Source organism: Streptomyces sp. CA189, from assembly GCF_056428985.1.
Genome location: NZ_JBWJVM010000001.1, coordinates 114703 through 131625 on the forward strand (window position 1 = coordinate 114703; position 16923 = coordinate 131625).

The 16923-nt window shown below is 70.2% G+C and carries 22 protein-coding genes; 19 read left to right on the plus strand and 3 right to left on the minus strand.

Features of this window, described 5'->3' with window-relative positions; all coding sequences use genetic code 11:
- Positions 1 to 33: 33 nt before the first annotated feature.
- The 3 genes from AC061S_RS00505 to AC061S_RS00515 are packed head-to-tail and all read right to left on the minus strand — an operon-like array spanning position 34 to position 2523.
- Entirely contained in the window at positions 34 to 1707 is a 1674-nt protein-coding gene (locus AC061S_RS00505) for a recombinase family protein (protein ID WP_478683770.1), read from the minus strand.
- On the minus strand, positions 1704 to 2069 hold the full coding sequence (locus tag AC061S_RS00510) for a hypothetical protein (RefSeq protein WP_478683771.1): 366 nt from the start codon (positions 2067 to 2069) through the stop codon (positions 1704 to 1706). Before AC061S_RS00510 ends, AC061S_RS00505 begins: the two co-directional genes overlap by 4 nt.
- Positions 2070 to 2091: 22 nt before the next feature.
- Positions 2092 to 2523, minus strand: a complete 432-nt coding sequence (locus tag AC061S_RS00515) for a helix-turn-helix domain-containing protein (RefSeq protein WP_478683772.1) — start codon at positions 2521 to 2523, stop codon at positions 2092 to 2094.
- Positions 2524 to 2982: 459 nt separating this feature from the next.
- Here AC061S_RS00515 and AC061S_RS00520 point away from each other — a divergent pair, with 459 nt between their 5' ends.
- The 19 genes from AC061S_RS00520 to AC061S_RS00610 all read left to right on the plus strand — a co-directional run bounded on the left by AC061S_RS00520 (position 2983) and on the right by AC061S_RS00610 (position 16922).
- Positions 2983 to 3189 (plus strand): hypothetical protein, encoded by a 207-nt coding sequence (locus tag AC061S_RS00520; RefSeq protein ID WP_478683773.1) that lies wholly within the window; start codon positions 2983 to 2985, stop codon positions 3187 to 3189.
- A 77-nt stretch (positions 3190 to 3266) separates the two neighbouring features.
- Positions 3267 to 3668, plus strand: coding sequence for a hypothetical protein (locus AC061S_RS00525; RefSeq protein WP_478683774.1), 402 nt, complete (start codon positions 3267 to 3269; stop codon positions 3666 to 3668).
- Positions 3665 to 4702 carry an ERF family protein gene (locus tag AC061S_RS00530; RefSeq protein WP_478683775.1) on the plus strand — a complete coding sequence of 346 codons (1038 nt, stop codon included), beginning with the start codon at positions 3665 to 3667 and terminating at the stop codon, positions 4700 to 4702. The genes AC061S_RS00525 and AC061S_RS00530 overlap by 4 nt, the downstream gene beginning before the upstream one ends.
- Positions 4702 to 5283, plus strand: a complete 582-nt coding sequence (locus tag AC061S_RS00535; protein ID WP_478683776.1) for a hypothetical protein — start codon at positions 4702 to 4704, stop codon at positions 5281 to 5283. Before AC061S_RS00530 ends, AC061S_RS00535 begins: the two co-directional genes overlap by 1 nt.
- Before the next feature lie 88 nt (positions 5284 to 5371).
- Positions 5372 to 5989: a hypothetical protein gene (locus tag AC061S_RS00540; RefSeq protein WP_478683777.1), complete on the plus strand. Its 618-nt coding sequence runs from the start codon at positions 5372 to 5374 to the stop codon at positions 5987 to 5989.
- A 74-nt stretch (positions 5990 to 6063) separates the two neighbouring features.
- A complete protein-coding gene (locus AC061S_RS00545; protein ID WP_478683778.1) occupies positions 6064 to 7014 on the plus strand; it encodes a mucin-2 in 951 nt (316 codons plus the stop codon).
- Positions 7011 to 7709 (plus strand): zinc finger domain-containing protein, encoded by a 699-nt coding sequence (locus AC061S_RS00550; protein ID WP_478683779.1) that lies wholly within the window; start codon positions 7011 to 7013, stop codon positions 7707 to 7709. The genes AC061S_RS00545 and AC061S_RS00550 overlap by 4 nt, the downstream gene beginning before the upstream one ends.
- Before the next feature lie 128 nt (positions 7710 to 7837).
- Entirely contained in the window at positions 7838 to 8350 is a 513-nt protein-coding gene (locus tag AC061S_RS00555; protein ID WP_478683780.1) for an HNH endonuclease signature motif containing protein, read from the plus strand.
- A 2-nt stretch (positions 8351 to 8352) separates the two neighbouring features.
- Positions 8353 to 8826, plus strand: coding sequence for a single-stranded DNA-binding protein (locus AC061S_RS00560; protein WP_478683781.1), 474 nt, complete (start codon positions 8353 to 8355; stop codon positions 8824 to 8826).
- Positions 8827 to 8914: 88 nt separating this feature from the next.
- Positions 8915 to 9250 carry a hypothetical protein gene (locus AC061S_RS00565; protein WP_478683782.1) on the plus strand — a complete coding sequence of 112 codons (336 nt, stop codon included), beginning with the start codon at positions 8915 to 8917 and terminating at the stop codon, positions 9248 to 9250.
- A complete protein-coding gene (locus AC061S_RS00570; RefSeq protein WP_478683783.1) occupies positions 9247 to 9447 on the plus strand; it encodes a hypothetical protein in 201 nt (66 codons plus the stop codon). The genes AC061S_RS00565 and AC061S_RS00570 overlap by 4 nt, the downstream gene beginning before the upstream one ends.
- Entirely contained in the window at positions 9444 to 9755 is a 312-nt protein-coding gene (locus tag AC061S_RS00575) for a hypothetical protein (RefSeq protein WP_478683784.1), read from the plus strand. The genes AC061S_RS00570 and AC061S_RS00575 overlap by 4 nt, the downstream gene beginning before the upstream one ends.
- A 16-nt stretch (positions 9756 to 9771) precedes the next feature.
- The gene (locus AC061S_RS00580) at positions 9772 to 10590 is read left to right on the plus strand and encodes a hypothetical protein (protein ID WP_478683785.1); all 819 of its coding nucleotides are present in this window, start codon (positions 9772 to 9774) and stop codon (positions 10588 to 10590) included.
- Between the two features lie 543 nt (positions 10591 to 11133).
- Entirely contained in the window at positions 11134 to 12408 is a 1275-nt protein-coding gene (locus tag AC061S_RS00585) for a hypothetical protein (protein ID WP_478683786.1), read from the plus strand.
- Between the two features lie 62 nt (positions 12409 to 12470).
- Positions 12471 to 13103 (plus strand): hypothetical protein, encoded by a 633-nt coding sequence (locus AC061S_RS00590; RefSeq protein ID WP_478683787.1) that lies wholly within the window; start codon positions 12471 to 12473, stop codon positions 13101 to 13103.
- Between the two features lie 85 nt (positions 13104 to 13188).
- Positions 13189 to 13533 carry a hypothetical protein gene (locus AC061S_RS00595; protein ID WP_478683788.1) on the plus strand — a complete coding sequence of 115 codons (345 nt, stop codon included), beginning with the start codon at positions 13189 to 13191 and terminating at the stop codon, positions 13531 to 13533.
- 143 nt (positions 13534 to 13676) lie between these two features.
- Positions 13677 to 14201: a helix-turn-helix domain-containing protein gene (locus AC061S_RS00600; RefSeq protein ID WP_478683789.1), complete on the plus strand. Its 525-nt coding sequence runs from the start codon at positions 13677 to 13679 to the stop codon at positions 14199 to 14201.
- A complete protein-coding gene (locus AC061S_RS00605; protein WP_478684078.1) occupies positions 14191 to 15423 on the plus strand; it encodes a PBSX family phage terminase large subunit in 1233 nt (410 codons plus the stop codon). The genes AC061S_RS00600 and AC061S_RS00605 overlap by 11 nt, the downstream gene beginning before the upstream one ends.
- Positions 15424 to 15434: 11 nt before the next feature.
- Entirely contained in the window at positions 15435 to 16922 is a 1488-nt protein-coding gene (locus tag AC061S_RS00610; RefSeq protein ID WP_478683790.1) for a phage portal protein, read from the plus strand.
- Position 16923 lies beyond the last annotated feature (1 nt).

Genomic DNA, 16923 nt, shown 5'->3' on the forward strand with positions numbered 1-16923 from the left:
GCGATGAAAGGACGCTCGTCCGTTGGCCTGCGGTTATACCGCAGTGTGCCGCCCGATCAGGGCCGGCGGCTCTTCCCACAGTGCCACGACAACGGCGTACGGCGCGGTGTCCTCGCCGTTCTCGTCGACACCCTTCGGGTAGGCCCACACGCCGCGTAGCAACGTGCGCAGCAGGGCACGGCGCGTGTCTACCGGGGTCATGGTCCATCGGTCGACAAGGCCGCGAATAACCGGCAGGTAGTCGGCGCGGTTGGGCTCCGGGTTCTCCGCCAACTTGTCGAGCTCGGCGAGCTCGGCGGTGATCCCGGTCTGTTCGGTCGTGAGGCGGTCACGCTCACGGACATAGCTGTCCTCGGGGATGATGCCCCGCGAGACGAGACTCGTTTGTGTGTCGAGTTCAGTCTGAATCTGCTTGAGTCGGTCCCTGTGCCGCTTCCGTGCCGCTTCGGTGCGTGTGGCCGGCGTGGCTGGCTCCTCCTTCTTCTCCTTGGGGCCCTTGGCGGCCTCGGCGGCGAGCTTGGCAGCCTCGGCCTCGATCTCGGCCGCGTACTCCCCCAGCCTCTTAAGAACCTCCGATTCCACCACCGTGCGGAGGATGTAGACCCCGTCACAACTGGCGTTGTCCTTGCGGGCGGAGCACCGGAACACGTAGCCGTTCTTCCGGATGAGTACCTTCCCCGCGCCGTACGTGGCACCCCCGCCGGCGGTAGTGGCGCCGCCGCATCGGCCGCACACGACGAGACCTGACGTCGGGTACGCGGGTTTCCGGTTGTTTCTTGGCTGACTGCTCGCCAGCTTCCGCCGTCGCTGGTACTCCTCCCATACGTCTTCCTTGACGATCAGCTGTTGCGCGCCCGGCATGAACACCTTCTTCTTGCACAGGGCCGAGCGGTGCGCGCTGCCGTCGGGGTCTGCCGGCGGACAATCGCAGTCGTCGGGGTGGTAGCGAATCCACCCCGCAGGAAAGCCGCCATCCATGTACTTGGTGAGCCCGGTCTGATTCCAGGGCTTCCCGCGGGTGCCCACGTAGCCGTTGCGGCCGAGCCACATGGTGAGCGAGTTCATGGGCTGGCCGTCCGCGGCCCGCTCGTACATGTCGAGTGCGGTGAGGCCGAGTTCTTCGGCCGGTTCGTAGGTCTCGGGGTGGATGACTCCCTTCTCGTCGAGGCGGCGCCGGTGCCAGACGTAGCCCCACCGCTGGCCGCCGGTGGACGGTAGGCCGATGGCGCGTCGATGCTCGCGGGTCTCCGCCCATTGCTCACCGATGCGGTCTGATTCGAACTCGGCGAACTTGAACGCCATGCCCATTTGCAGGCGCCCGAACGCCGTGGTGGTGTCGGCCGCCTCCGTTGCGGACTCCAGTCGGCCGCCTACCTGTTCGAGCCGTGCGAGGTTGACGGCGTTGCCGTGGCGCGACCGGCCGAATCGGGAGTACCGCCAGACGGCAATGCCCCTGGCGCGCTGCTCCTCGACGATCTTGATTCCGGCCATGATCTTGCGCTTGAACGTGCGACCGGAGACGTCGAGGTCCTCGATCCATTCGGTGATCACGCGGTTGCTGCGGTCGGCCCACGCCTTGATTGCGGCACGCTGGATGTCGGGGCTGATCTTGTCTTCGTAGTAGGTGCTGACCCTGATGTAACCGACCCAGGGCTCGCGAATGCCTCGCGAGCCCTGGAAGGTTGCTGGGGTCTGCGTGCTGGTCACAATGCCTTCCGTTCCTCTCCTTCGGGGAGCGGGCGAATGCGGATCACGTTGCCCGCGGCCGGCTCGACACCCTCGCGGGCCCCGGGGCTGGGGCACGGCGCGGTGTTCTGGTCGAGCAGGCCGCGAGCGACGTGATCGAGGGCTCGCCGGTAGCCGGTGTTCTCGGCCTCGGCGAGCTGTGCGGCACTGACCTCGTGTGCCTGGCGGATTGTTCGGATGACGATCAGCGGGATAGCGAGCACGGCGAGGAAGATTCCGGCGCGCATCATGTCGTCGTGGTCGCGGAGCATGCCGAGGGTGCCCGCGGCGATTCCTGCGCTGGTGAGCGCAAGGGACGTGGCGGGCAGGTACCGGCTGAACACTGTGCCTCCGTGCAGGTTGGTTCTATGCGAGGTTCCCCTCGCTGTTCTTTCGGGGTGTCTCCCGCTGCAATGTCTCGGTCATGGACAGAAAGACCCTTCGGGCCTGCTCGTCCTTGATGCCTAGCTCGTTCGCGGCCTGCTCGGGCGTGATGCGGCGCTCGGTAGCGGACGGGTTTTGTACGGCGTTCAGCTCAGCCGGGTCGAGGATGCCGGCCTGCACGAGTACGTCGCTAAGCGGCGTGTGCAGCGCGTCGGCAAGGCGGGCGAGAACACGCGTGTCCGTGGCTCCTTGGCCGCCAAGGATGCGGCTGACGGTGGCGGCGCCGATGCCTGAGTCGTCGGCGAACTTGGTTTGCCCGCCGCCACGGGGTCGGAGGTCGTAGCCGCGCGTGACCAGCTGTTCGCGTAGCCAAGCGGCGAACTGCGCAGGCGTAGCCCTATTGCTTCGTTCCATGGATGGAACATACCGCGCGTGGACGGTACCTGATACACGAACGCCGGAAACCGCGCACACTCCGCCTGAAACATCCGAATCGCCCCCCCTGGGCTCGAACAGATGACCGATTGTCGCCGGGCATATGCCAGCTGTCAACGCGGATTGTTCAAGTTCGAACGTTCCAAAAGGCCATCGCTGACGTCTGATCATCATGTTAACGTTCCACTCGTGGACGGAAGTTATCCAACCACGGAAGGACGATGACGCTGTGTATGACCGATCTGTTTTCGTCGCCGCGGCCCGTACCGCGGGTGACCACACCCCGTCAGACATCGCGAGGCGTATGAAGGTTGCACGAACTACCGCATGGCGTCTGTGGAACGGACACAACGCCCCCTCTGCCGCACTGGCCGCCGTCGTTGAGTACCACTACGGCGTGTCGGCCCGGCAGCTGGTCACGCGCACTGCGGTAGCCGCATGACCACATCGAGCCTCACCCGCCGTCAGGCCGTACGAGCCGCGGCCCACGCCTGGCGGACCGGATGTGACGCCATGGACCGGATGAGCGTCGAGGCCGCTGCCCGTGCGTGCCACGTCGCCGGCGGGCCCTCACTGGCCGAGCTCGTCACGGCAATACAGGCCGACCGCGCCGCCCGCTCCATGCCGGTAAAGCGCGCCGCCTGAAAACGAGTGTGGGGCGCCCGGATTGCGCCCGGACGGCCCCACGACCGATAGCCCGCTCATGAAGCAAAGGACCAGCCGTGCACCCCGACCGTACCGCCGCACACCGGGCCATCCGCCCCCAGCTCACAGCGGACGGCCTCGCCGTCCGACTCCCGATCGCTCACCGCGCCGACCCCCTGCTCGACAAGCTCGCCCTCGCCTACGACGAAACACCCAAGGTCGTCCGCCTGCTCCTCGCCGAACACGCGAGGAACGTGCGCGCCCTCGACCACGCCGTGACCGCCGAGGGCATGCCCGAGTACGAGCGCGCCATGAGGGCCGCCGCCGCGGACGGCACCCGCGAGGCCCTGCTCGACGAGATGCCGAGCGCTGACGAGCTCGACGACACCCTCGACGCCGTGGCCGCGATCCGCCTCGCGGACGACCTCACCGCTTGTGCCGCCCGCCTCGCCCTCGCCTCGACCGGAGCCCGCCCGTGACCGTCACCACGCTCGCCACCCCGCTCACGACCGGGCCGGCCCCCGCGACCGACGTCGCGTACGTGCCGGCGCCCGCCGGGGCCCCCGCGGACGCGCCGCGCGTGTTCGCCGTGATCCAGGCCGTCATGCGCGACACCGTGCCCGTCGGCAAGGATCAGGAGAACACCCAGCAGCGGTACAAGTTTCGTGGCATCGACGATGTCATGAGCGCCATGGCGGGCCCCATGCGCACGCATGGCCTGATCATCTTGCCGTCGCTCGACGAGCACCGGCAGGAACGCCGTGGCGAGAAGATGACGCACACCGTGATCAAGATGCGTTACCGGATCTACGGACCGGCCGGCGACGCTCTGATCGCCACGATTCCGGGCGAGGCATCTGACTTCGCGGACAAGGCCACCAACAAGGCCATGTCGGCCGCGCTCAAGTACCTCTTGTTTCAGGTGTTCATGATCCCCGTGGACGGACGGAGCATCGAGGACGGCGACCGCCACCACCCCGAACCGCCGGCCGAGCACCGCACCGAGCGGGCCGAGCAGCAGCGCCGCCGCGAGCAGCGCCCGCAGCAGCGGGGGCAGCGCCAGGGCGGACAGCAGCCGCGCCGCAGTGACCGCGCCGAGCCCGGACCGTGGGAGCAGGCGCCCACGCAGCAGGCCGGGCCGAAGCGGGACTACCTTGCCGAGGCGCAGCAGGCCGCCACCTCCCAGCAGTTCGCCGCCGTGCGGGCCGCCGCGGTATCCGCGGGGGCACCGGCCGTCTACCTTGCTCGCCTTGACGCCGTCGACGCGCAGAAACGATCCGCCGCCCGCACCGGGCAGCAGACCCCTACGCCCCCGGCCAAGGCCGAGCAGGACCCCGAGCAGGCCACCGCCCTCGGCGAGATGTTCGACGCGGCCAAGACCGCGGGACTGATCGACCGAGCCGAGGCTGAGCAGACGTTCGCCAACAAGTTCGGCATCCTGCCGGCCGCGGGCACCGTCGAGCAGCTGCGCGAACTGCGCGACGACCTGCTCGACGCGGCTGGGGTGGCGTGATGACCGCCGAGCCGGAGGTCGAGCAGCCCGTCGAATCCCTGCTCGACCTCGCCCGCGAGGCCGCCGTATTGAAGCTGCTCGGCGAGCGTGTGGCCGCCGCACAGAAGAGCGTCAAGACCCGTACGCAACTGGCGTTGGACGTCGCGGCCCGCCGTGACGGGGTCGAGCGGATCGCGGCGACCCTCCCGACCGGCGAGACCGTCGCAACGATCTCCCTTCGTAGGGGAGAGACCGGGCCGGTTGTCGTCGACGAGGACCTGTTCGCCCGTTGGGTGCGCCAGACGTTTCCCGACGAGCAGTGGACGACGACCGAAGTGGTTCGCCGCGTGAAGCCATGGAAGGCCGCCGAGTTCCTGGCCGAGATGGACGCGGTCGGCGCCGCACAGGTCGCCGACCGTGCGACGGGGGAAGTGCACGCGGTGCCGGGCATCGTCGTGAAGCCGACCCGGGCCCGGACGCACGCCCTCACGTGGCGCAAGGGCGGGAAGGCGGCGACCGCGTCGGCATGGCGCACGGGACAGCTCGCCGGGCAGCTCGCCGCCCTCACCGCCGGCGCCGACGTCGACGAGGACGCTGCGTGATCCTCACCGCCGCGCCCTACACCCGCCGCCCGTAGCCGTGCCGCCGGCCCTCGCCGCCGAGGGCCGGCCCCAGAACGGAGATACCCCGTTGACTCTGGCACCTGCCGCCGCGCTCGACCGCGCCGCCCGCCTGCTCGACACCCCACCGACCCCGCCCGTACCCGGACAGCTTGCCGTCGAGGTCACCCTCGCCGCGCCGGCCGCCACGGGGAGCCTCGCCAAGGCGTTCGCCGCCCGCACCCGCCCCGTCGAGGGCGGACACCGGATGTGGACCGCCGGGGTCAACTCGCATGGTGTTGGCCGCTTTCAGCACGCCGGTACCCCGTACACCGCTCGACAGGCCGCATTCATACTCCGCACCGGCCGTCAGCCGATCGGGCAGGTACGCCCGTCCTGCGACGTCGCGCAGTGCGTCGAGCCCGACCACGTCGACGACCGCCCGACCCGCCAGCGAGACCGCGCCGCCCTCGCCGCCGTTGTCGGCATCGCGCATCGCCCCGCGGCCTGCGACCACGACCAGGTGGAGTACGGCCGGCACCGTGCCGACGGCCGCCGGTACTGCAACGCGTGCAACACCCCCACCGGAGCGGAGTGCGAGCACGGCAACACGCGTTGCGGAGCCCCCGCCCGCCCGTACCCGTGTGGCCCGCGGTGCGAGGAGCACCAGCCCAGCAGAACCCGCCCGTTCTACTCGCCCGCCCCGTGACCGGCTCCGGGGCGAGGTCGAGCCACCGCGCCCCTCGCCCCGGACGCCCCACCCCGTAAGGAGCAGAGCCCCCCGTGCCCTGGTTCAAAATCGACGACACCGCGCACGCGCACCCCAAGATGCTGCGAGCCGGAAACGCCGCCATCGGCCTATGGATGCGCGCCGGCGCCTACGCGGCCCAGCACCTCACCGAAGGCACCGTTCCGGGCGTTGTCGCCCAGCTGTACGGCACCGCACCGCAGGCCCGGAAGCTGATCGGTGCCGGTCTGTGGCACGAGCACGGCCACAGCTGCACCCGTTGCCCGCAGCCGCCTACGGGCGACTACGTGATGCACGACTACCTCACGTACAACCCCTCGCGCGCCAAGGTCGAGGATGACCGCGCCCAGGCCGCGGACCGCCAAAAGCGGGCCCGAGACAAGGCCGCCGAGCAGCGGAACCAGGAGCGTAATCCGCTCGATTCGGCGAGGAATCGGTCGCGAATTGACGACGATCCGGCGCGTGAAAATCTCGAATCGTCTGCGAATCAGATCGAGTTTCCGGACGACATTGCAGGTCAGCCCCATGCGTCACAGCGTGACGGCCTCGATGCGTCACGGTCCCCCCGTCCCGACCCGTCCCGTCCCCCTGTACCTCCTACGGAGGTACAGCTAGCTAGCTACGACTCGACCCCCGCCGTACCCCGCAACCTCGTTCCGCTCCGCGACGAGCTCACCGCCGCCGGCATCGTCGTCGAGTGGTCCCTCGAAACGGCCGAGTGGTTCCGACTTGAGGCGATCGTCGCCCGGACCGCCGTCCCCGCGCTGGTCGACCACGCCCGCGAACAATGGCGCCGCGCCCGTTCCCGCCCGCGCTCCGTCCGGTACTTCCTGCCCGGCTGGACCGCGCTTCCGCCCGTCGCGACCGGCGCCCCGACCTCGCCCGGAGCCGACGTGATTGCCCTCGACGCCGCCCGCCCCGGCCGCGTGGCCCGGGCCGCCGACATGTTCGCCGCGGCCCTCACCCCGAAGGAGTCCGCCCAGTGAAGCTCGAAGAAGTCGCCGCCCTGCTCGCCTACGCCGTCAAGCTCGACCCCCGCCTCGCCCCCGAGACCCAGGCCGACGCCGACGAACGCCTCGACCAGTGGTTCGACCTGCTCGCCGACGTCCCCCCGACCGCCCCGCACCCCGACGGCCGCAACTGGCACGCTGGGCACGTGGTGCACCACCACATCGCGACCAGCCCCTACCGAATCCAGCCGAGCGACGTGTCGCGCCCCTGGCACACGTTCAAGGCCGACGTGTTGGGCCGGCACACGGACCCCGTGCCGTCCGTCGACCCGGACGACCACGCCGCCTACCGCGCCGCCCTTGCCGACACCCGCCACGCCATCGCCACCGGGCAGGCCGCACCCGCTGTTTTCCGCGAACTGGTCGGAGGCAGCACCCGCGACGAGCGCAACGAGTTCGCCGCGGCCCGCCTCGCCGCCCTCGGCGACTACATGCCGCGCACCGTCGCCGCGGCCCTCACCGACTACCGGCCGCGCCGAGCTGACCGCGAACGCCGTGCCGCTGAGGGACTGCCCGACCCGCTCGACGTTGCGTGCCCGTACGAGACGTGTCGGGCCCGTGCCGGCACGCCGTGCCGACAGGGCGGGCGCAAGCGCGTCGAGCGTGCAACGGCTCATCCCACGCGCCTCGACGCCGCGGTCGCGTACCAGTACGCGCAGTCGGCCGCGTAGCGAGCAGGGGGCGGAAACGCAAAGGCCAGCGCCGCCCCCCGTCCGCTATCTTCCATCCATGGATGGACATAGTTCATCCATGGAACGACATTCGGTTCGACCTACATCCCGCAGGAGGTACCTCCCCGATGGACAGGAAGACGCCCGCCCAGCGATTCGCCGTCAAGGTGAACACCGCCGGCCCCCTGCCGCTCATCCGCGGAGTCCTCGGCCCCTGCCACCTGTGGGACGGAAGCGCCAACGAAGCCGGATACGGGACCTTTTGGGCCGCCGGCCGCACCGTCAAGGCGCATCGGTTCGCATACGAGCAGGCCCTCGGTCCCATACCGGCCGGCCTCGAACTTGACCACCTGTGCCGCCGCCGTGAGTGCGTCCGCGTCACCCACCTCGACGCCGTGACCCACCGCGTGAACATCCTCCGCAGCTCGAACCACGTCGCCCGGCGGGCCGCCGTCACGCACTGCCCCGCAGGCCACCCGTACGACGACGCCAACACCTACCGGGCGCCGAACAACACGCGGAAGTGCCGCGCCTGCAAGGCCGCCCACTCCCGTGCCGACCGCGCCGCCAAGCGCGCCGCGCAGCTTGCCCCCATCGCTCGAATCCGCCCCACCCTCCCCACCCTCGAAAGGGCTGCATAGCCATGTCTGGCGAGACCACCATCACCGTCATCGGGAACGTCGTTGCCGACCCCGAGCTCAGGTTCACCCCGGCCGGCGCCGCCGTCGCCAACTTCCGCATCGCAAGCACCCCGCGGAAGTTCGACAAGCAGGCGAACCAGTGGACCGACGGCGAGCCCCTGTTCCTGTCCGTCGCCGTTTGGCGCCAGCAGGCCGAACACGTAGCCGAGTCCATCGCCCGCGGCACGCGCGTGATCGTCGTTGGCACGCTCACCCAGCGCCAGTACGAGGCCGCCGACGGCACGAAGCGCAGCAGCTACGAAATCCAGGCCGAGGAGGTCGCCCCCTCGCTCCTGCGCGCGACCGTCACGGTCACCAAGGCCGGCGCCGCCCAGAACACCCAGCAGTCGGCCCAGAGCAGCGCATACGGCTACGGCCAGACCCAGGCCGACCAGTGGACCCAGCCCAACGGATTCAACGGCGAGCCCCCGTTCTAACCCCCTGCCGCGACCGGGCCGCGCGTCCGGTCGCGGCCCCCGCCGCGCGCGCGAGCACCCCCTCGACACTGCCCAGGAGGCACACCCCATGACCAGCACCCTCACCGCCGTCGAACCGGCCGTCGCCGACGCGCGCGCCTCGCTCACCTTCCACGCGAGCGCCCCCTCGCCCGCCCTTGTCGCCGTACGCGACCACCTGCTCGACGAGCGCCCCCTCACCCCCGAGGCAGCCCTCGCCGTCGCCTACACCCTGCTCGCCGCCCACACCCGCGAGCTCGCCGCCGCCGCCCGCCGGCACACCGACGAGCACCGCCTCGCCGCACCCACCGGCCGCAGCGTCCGGGCACTGCGCACCGGCATGGAGCTCATCCGCCGCCAACTCGACCAGCAGGCCGACCACCTCGACGAGCAGGCACCGCAGTGAGCGCCGCCCTTACCGCCGCCGCCCTGATCGCCGCCGCAGCAGTACCCCTTGCCGTCCTCGCATGCACCCACGGGCCGGAACCCCTCACCGGCCGCCGTGCCCGCGCCGACCGCGCCCTGTTGCACCTCGCCCGCACCGGATGCGACCGCGCCACCTGCTCGGCACACACCGACCACACCCGGGAGATCACCCCATGACCCGTAGCCGCGCCCGCCAGGAGCGCGACCAGCTGCGCACCGCGCGCCGCGCATCCATCCGCATCCTGCTCGCCCGCGCCGAACACGGCCGCCTGTCCGCCCCCGAGGCAACCCAGCTGCGCCAACACGTCGAGGCCGAGCTCGCCCTCGCCGACCAGACCCGCGCCAGCGCCGGCGGACAACAGGGAGCCCTACAGCGGGTACAGGCGCAGCTCGACGCCGCACACGAGGCCATCGTCGAGGCCGAGCAGCGCGCCGAGGCCGCCGAGGCCTGCCTCGACCAGCACCGCACCCCGTCCCACCACTGAGCGCCAGGAGCAGCACGTGACCACCACCCTCGACCCCGCCGTCGCGCAGACCGGCCACCGCGCCGCGGCCGACCTCGCCGCCGTGCGCGAGCAGTGGGGTGACCTGCTCGCCGCCATCAGCCGGCCGCCGGCCGCCGAGTGGCCGCCCCGCGACTCCCGCGCCTACGTCGACGGACACCTCGCCAACGAGGAACAGCTCGACGAGCCGACCATCGGCCGCGTGCCGCTGACGCTGCGCGAGCACCCCGCCCCCGTCAACCTCACCGCCCTCGACGCCGCGCTCGACGTCGAGCGTGACCTGTTCGACCTCGCCGACCAGCTCGCCGCCTACGCACAGCGGCCCGTACGTACCGGCCGCGACGCACACGGCCGCTTCGTACGCGACGAGGACGACGCCGCCGACCCCGCACGCTGGCACTGCCCCAGCCACCGCGACGCCGGCCCCGCAGACTCCCGCGCCCACGGCAGCCGTACATACGGGCTTCACTGGGCAGCGCTCTGGATTGCCGGCCGCCTACTCGGCGAGGACACCGACGGCGACCTGTTCACCCCCGTGCCCGCGCGCGTGCTCGACCAGGCCGCCGCCGTCGCCCGCCACGCCAGGCAGACCGTCGAGCGCGCCCTCGGTCGCGACGGACGCACCATCGTCCTCGCCGAGCCCTGCCCGTCATGCGCCGGCGAGCTCACCGCCCAAACACAGGCCGGCGGCGAACCCTCCGTGACCTGCTCGACCGTCGGTACGTGCCTGGCCCCGGCGCCACTCGACCGGGACAGGCGTGTGTGGCGGGGCGCCGACTTGGTAGCGCTGTGGGAAGCACTTGAAGCGAAACGGTGAGGGAAGGCGGAGCGGGCACACTCAACGCAATGGGCGTCCCACGTGGCTAGCGCGGTTCGCCCGGGTTACGAGTCAGAACAGAGACTCCCGACACCATTCGATGAGTATTTGGATCAGGGCCCTAATCGCCAAACTGCGGCCAAACCGGAGAATTTTCCGGCTTGCAGGTCTCTGACCCGGTTCGTCACCTGATTGCGTTGGTTCCATTGCACACCACCCAAGACCGAGCCAACAAACCGGACTTGGACCGCGGCAGCCCACGACAAGGGGCGTTGCCTCCTTTGGTCGCCCAAAGAAGAGGTGATAGCCCAATCATCCTCCAATGCCCGGAATTGCACCACTTCGAACAAGTGCGGTGCCGCCATGCAGCGCCTCGCAGCAACCCCTGCCTACCCGCAGGCAGCCGCACGCCCACAAGCCTGTGAAGTCACTTCGCAGCTCTTGCGAAGTGACTTCACTCACGCTATGTTCAGTCTCGTCGGGCTTCCACCCTGGCACCCCCGGGCTTCCACCCCGGAACATCCACCCAAGGGAGCAACCCCCATGGACACCTACGCGCACGGCTACGGAACCACCGGCCACTACGCCAAGCCCGGTACCCACACGAGCTACTGCGGGCGCGAACTCCAGCACGACCCGAACACCCCGATCGCGCAGCGCGTTTGCAAGGCCTGCACCAAAGCCGAGCAGGCCGACCGCGTCGCCGCCGAGCAGGTCGCCGCCGACCGCGCCGTCGAGGGCCCGAGCCTTGCCGAGCGCGCCCACGTCACGTACGCCACCGTTGGGACCGGTCGCCGCATCCACTTCTCACCGCGGAACGACGACACCCTTTGCGGCCGAGAGGTCACCGAGTACGTCACCGGTTCCGACCTGCTCGCCCTACTCAACAAGGGCCGCGAGCTGTGCACCCCGTGCATCAAGGCCGCCGAGCACCGCGCCTACGCCCTGTCGCTCGCCGCCGCCTCGCCCCTTGCCGCCGCCGCGGTCGAGCTCGCCGAGATCGTCGAGGCCACCCTCGCCGAGCGAGAGCAGGCCGAGGCCTTCGGCGCCAGCGCCCGCGCCGCCGATGCCGTCGAGTACGCCGAGGAGGCCGGCGCCAAGGTCGACACCGTCGAGGAAGCCGAGGCCCTGTACGCCGCCGCACTGGTCACCGAGGCCGAGGCCGACGCGGGCACGTGGCGGGGCGAATGGATCGGCGAGCAGCCCGCCACCCTCGCCCTGTTCGACGTCGAGAAGCCGGCCGAACAGGGCGCCCTGTTCTCCAGCACCGCCCCCGTCGAGGAGGTGACCGGCCCGGTCCGCGCCCGCGTACGGTTCGAGCCCACCGCCCTCGCCCGCCACGTCGCCAAGGCCGCCGCCGACCGTGTCGTCTACCGCGCCGAGATGGACGCCCGCAAGGCCGCCGAGCGCGCCCGCTACGGGACTCCCGAGCAGGCCGTCGCCCGCCGTGTCATCGAGGGCGTCATCGTCGAGCACGCCGGCACAGCCGAGGGCAGCGCCCCCCGCGACACCACCCACCCGAACGTGATTGCCGCCCGCGAGGCCCTGTCCGGCCTCGCCGTTGCCCGCATGACCGACCACCACGACGTAACCGACCCGACCGAGGAGGAGTACACCGTGCGCGGCTACCTGATCGACCCCCGCGAGGGCCGACGCGTCGCCGTCTACTGGCTTGAGGAAGGGAAGGTCATCCGCCGCGACACCCCGTGGCACGGGCCCGCGCTGGACTGCCTCGCCGACCGGTTGGGCCGTCGCGGTTGGAAGGTCGAGAAGATGCTCAAGTCGTCCCAGTGCGTGTTCGCCCACCGGCCCGAGTAGAACCCCGTTGCCCGCCCCGCGCGTGCGGGGCGGGCCCCGATCACCATCAGGAGCAGCACACCATGAGCGACGAATCCCGGGCCGACATCCTGCGCGACAAGATGCTCGCCGTCATCGCCGAGTACAACGAGGCCGCCAGGCGGGACCGCGTTCTCACACGGGAAGCCGCCTACGGCCTCGCCAAGTTCGCCGAGATGTACGCAAAGGCACAGTCCTACGAGGAGCGTGACCGCCTCGCCGAACAGTTCGGCAGTTCGCTTAGCTTGGCCGACGCCGGCCTTGTCCGCCGCGTTACCAAGGCCGCGGAACGAGCGTTGCCGACCGTGATCGTTGACGCCCACGTGGATGGGATGTCCGCCCCGCAGATCGCCCGTGAACTCGCATGCAGCAGCCGGCATGCCTATCAGGTGATCCGGGACTACCCGTGGAAAGCCCGATGGACCTTGTACCGCGCCATGTGGCTTCCCCGGATGGACTACGAGTGGGTAGAGGTCGATTCCGACACTGTCGACACGACCGAGACCGCCGCCGACCTTGCTGTGCAGGTTCTTGACGAGCACCTCGACAACACCCTCGCTCGCCGCGGCGCGCGCGTGTGCGTGTGGCGCACCGGCGACGAGTACGACATCTACGAGGCCCGAGGCAAGGCAACCCACCAGCCCCACGAGGGCGAGTTCCCGCCCATCGACGACTAATCCGCCCTGCACATAGATGCGGGCCCGGGGGAGCTTCCACCTTCCCGACGGGCCCGACTAACCACGAACGGGAGCAACCCCCGCCATGGCCACCATCAAGCCTACCGAGCCCCGACCGCGGACCCTGTCCGTACGCCGCGATCAGGCCCTCGACGACGCCCTCGCGACCCTCACCCTCACCGGCATGAACGCGTCGGATGCGGTGCGCCTCGCCGTCACATTCCTCGCCCATGGGTACCGCGACCTGTGGGACAAAGGCGTATTGCCCGAGGGCGTTGCCCCACGGGTGATTGGGATGCGCACACCGCTGTCCGACGTCCCCGAGGCCGTGACCAGTGCGTATGACGGCAACACGATGCCGCCGGCCGCGCCGTGCGACCGGTCGCAGCGGGCGCCGCGCGAGCGTCCCACAATGCCGCTTGCGTCGTGACCTTTTCGTGACCTAGAGTTCGAGGCGACCCCGGCATGCCCGGAAACTGTCACTCCACATCAGCGCCCCGCCATCCCCCCGGCGGGGCGCTTTTGCGTGCCCACCCTCGCCGGCGGGCCCGCTGCTGTGCAGGAGGTGAGCCCATGGCCCGCCCCATCACCGACAAGGACCGCGCCGCGGTCCGTCGGCTGCACTCCGAGGGCAAGGCCCGCAACGAGATCGCCCGCACCATCAACCGTTCCCCCTCCACCGTTTCCAAGATCGCCGCGAACCTCGACCCCCCGCTCACGTTCGACCGCGCCGTCGAGGTCGCCGTCGCCACCCAGGTACGCCGCGCCGACCTCGCCGCACGCCGCGCTGACCTCGCGATCAGGTTGCACGACATTGCCGAGCGCGAGCTCGCCCGAATGGCCGAGCGCCACCTGTATTTCGAGTGGGGCGGGAAGGACCACACCTACGCCGAAAAGTGGCAGGCGGAGCCGACCCCCGCGGACCGCCGCACGATGATGGCGACCGCCGGCGCCGCCCTCGACCGGTCGCTCAAGCTCGCACCGCCGCGCGACGAGGCCGGCGAACAGTCCCGTTCGGTCATCGGCCGACTCATGGACGGACTCGCCCGGAACTACGCCGAGCGCCATGCCAGCGAGGCCGACGCCGATGCCGAGTGACCTCGCCCTGTCCACGAAGCAGATCGACAGCATCGTCGAGGCCGACGCGTTCCTGAACATGTGGGAAGGCTCCGTCCGGAGCGGCAAGACGATCGCCAGCCTGCTCCGTTGGCTGGCGTACGTCGCCGATCCGCCCACGGGCGGGGAACTGGTCATGGTCGGGCGCACCCGCGACAGCCTCGCCCGCAACGTGTTCGGGCCGCTCATGAACCCCGACGTGTTCGGCGAGGTCGCGCAGGATGTTCGCTATACCAGCGGCGCCCCCACCGCGACCGTCATGGGCCGCACCGTGCACGCTCTCGGCGCCAACGACGCCCAGGCCGAGCCGAAGGTCAGGGGACTCACGTGCGCCGGCGCGTACGTGGACGAGGCCACCACCCTTCCCAAGAGCTTCTTTGATCAGCTCACCGCCCGATGCTCCGTCCCCGGATCGAAGATTTTCGGGACGACCAACCCCGACAACCCCGCGCACTGGCTACGCCGCGACTACCTGCTCAGGCCCCGCGAGGCCCGACTCAGGGCGTGGCATTTCCAGCTGGACGACAACCCCGGACTCGACGACGAGTACAAGGCCCGGATCAAGGCCACGCACACCGGCCTGTTCTACAAACGGAACGTGCTGGGCCTTTGGGTACAGGCCGAGGGAGCCGTTTACGACAGCTGGGACGAAGACGAGCACGTCGTCGACGAGCTACCCGAGATGCGCCGGCATTGGGTCGGCCTCGACTACGGCACCGTAAACGCGACGTCGGCGATCCTGCTCGGCGAGGGCGTCGACGGCCGCCTGTACGCATGCGCGGAGTGGCGCCACGACTCCCGCACCGCACGCAGGCAGATGACCGACGCCCAATACTCAGCCGCCCTGCGCAAGTGGATCAGCGACCTCGCCGTCGCGCCCGAGTGGACGTTCATCGACCCGAGCGCGGCCAGCTTCATCACGCAGCTGTGGGCCGACTCCTACGAGGGTGTAGCCCGCGCCTCGAACGAAGTGGTGGACGGAATCCGCAGCGTCTCGAACCTGCTCGGCGCCGGCCTGCTCCGCATACACCGCTCCTGCGAGGGACTGCTCGACGAGCTACCGGGCTACGTGTGGGACGAGGCCGCAGCCGACCGCGGCGAAGACAAGCCCGTCAAGAAGAACGATCACAGCTGCGACGCCTTGCGCTACGTCATCCACTCGACCGCCCACGAGTGGCGGCACCTGCTCACCCTCACCGCGTAAGGAGGCTTCCCGTGGCACTGCCTGAAAACGGCGCCGCATGGCCGCCCCCGGCATGGGCCGCGCACTACGCCTCAATGCGCCTCGACGATGCGTGGTACACCGGCGACCGGTCGCGTCTCGCCCGGATCTACAGCCACCACCCGCAGCCCGAGGAGCGCCGCCGGTTGTGGGGGCGACGGTCCGCCGAGCACCGCGCCGGCCGCCGCGACCACCGGCTACACGTCCCCCTGCCGGGCGACATTGCCGCGACCAGCGCCGACCTGTTGTTCGCCGACATGCCGTCGATCACCGTCGAGGACACAGCGACGCAAGGCCGACTTGAGCAGCTGCTCGACGAGGGCCGCGCGCAAAGCACGCTGCTCGGCGCCGCCGAGCAGGCCGCCGCCCTGTCCGGGGTGTTCCTGCGAGTGACGTGGGATCGCGACATTGTCGACCGGCCGATCCTGTCCGTGATGCAGCCCGACGCCGCACTCCCCGAGTTCCGGTTCGGCTTGCTGCGCGCCGTTAACTTCTGGCGAGAGCTCGACGGTTCGAACGAGTCGACCGTGTGGCGGCACATCGAGCGTCACGAGACCGGTCGCATCATCCACGCGCTCTACCAGGGGACCGGCGACACCATCGGCCGCGCCGTCCCTCTTACCGAGCACCCCGACACCGCCGACCTTGCCGACTCCCTCGACGCCGACGGCGACGGGCAGACGATCAGCACGGGCATACGCGAACTCACCGCCGCCTACATCCCGAACATGCTTCCCAACCGGCTGCACCGCTCCTCGCCGATCGGGCGCAGCGACTATGCCGCCCCGATCCACGACATGTTCGACAACCTCGACATGGTGTGGACATCGTGGATGCGCGACATCCGCCTCGCCCGCGGCCGGCTGATCGTCCCGGACGGGTACCTACGCAACGAGGGTCCCGGGGCCGGCGCATCGTTCGACGAGGACCGCGAAATTTGGCACTCCTTGAAGATGCCGCCGAACGAGGGTGCAGCGATCACGCTCGCCCAGTTCGACATCCGCGTCGAGGAGCATGCCCGATCGGCCGAGGCGATCACCCGACAGGCCGCGCAGGCCGCCGGCTACTCGCCCGCATCGTTCGGCCTCGACGGCGACGGGCAGCCCGTCACCGCGACCGAGGTCGACAGCCGTATTCAGCGGAGCATGGTCACCCGGAAGAAGAAGGCCGGCTACTGGCGGCACGGCATCGCGGACATGATGCACGTCATGTTGCAGCTCGACGCCATCCTGTTCGGTCAGCGCATCACACCGAGCAGGCCCCGTGTGGAGTTCACCGACGGCGTCGCCGAATCAGAGCAGGCAACCGCGACCACGCTCGACCTGCTCGCCCGCGCCGGAGCAGTCAGCACCGGCACCAAGGTCAAGATCCTGCACCCGGATTGGGACGACACCCAGGTCGAGGCCGAGTGTCTGGCGATCCTCGCCGAGACCGGCGCCGCCGTACCCGATCCCGTCGGAAGCTTTCCGCTTGCGGGATAGG

Coding starts and splice junctions, on each gene's coding strand:
- AC061S_RS00515 (WP_478683772.1), bottom strand. CDS start 2,523: ATGGAACGAAGCAATAGGGCTACGCCTGCGCAGTTCGCCGCTTGGCTA.
- AC061S_RS00520 (WP_478683773.1), top strand. CDS start 2,983: ATGACCACATCGAGCCTCACCCGCCGTCAGGCCGTACGAGCCGCGGCC.
- AC061S_RS00535 (WP_478683776.1), top strand. CDS start 4,702: ATGACCGCCGAGCCGGAGGTCGAGCAGCCCGTCGAATCCCTGCTCGAC.
- AC061S_RS00555 (WP_478683780.1), top strand. CDS start 7,838: ATGGACAGGAAGACGCCCGCCCAGCGATTCGCCGTCAAGGTGAACACC.
- AC061S_RS00560 (WP_478683781.1), top strand. CDS start 8,353: ATGTCTGGCGAGACCACCATCACCGTCATCGGGAACGTCGTTGCCGAC.
- AC061S_RS00565 (WP_478683782.1), top strand. CDS start 8,915: ATGACCAGCACCCTCACCGCCGTCGAACCGGCCGTCGCCGACGCGCGC.
- AC061S_RS00575 (WP_478683784.1), top strand. CDS start 9,444: ATGACCCGTAGCCGCGCCCGCCAGGAGCGCGACCAGCTGCGCACCGCG.
- AC061S_RS00585 (WP_478683786.1), top strand. CDS start 11,134: ATGGACACCTACGCGCACGGCTACGGAACCACCGGCCACTACGCCAAG.
- AC061S_RS00590 (WP_478683787.1), top strand. CDS start 12,471: ATGAGCGACGAATCCCGGGCCGACATCCTGCGCGACAAGATGCTCGCC.
- AC061S_RS00595 (WP_478683788.1), top strand. CDS start 13,189: ATGGCCACCATCAAGCCTACCGAGCCCCGACCGCGGACCCTGTCCGTA.
- AC061S_RS00600 (WP_478683789.1), top strand. CDS start 13,677: ATGGCCCGCCCCATCACCGACAAGGACCGCGCCGCGGTCCGTCGGCTG.
- AC061S_RS00605 (WP_478684078.1), top strand. CDS start 14,191: ATGCCGAGTGACCTCGCCCTGTCCACGAAGCAGATCGACAGCATCGTC.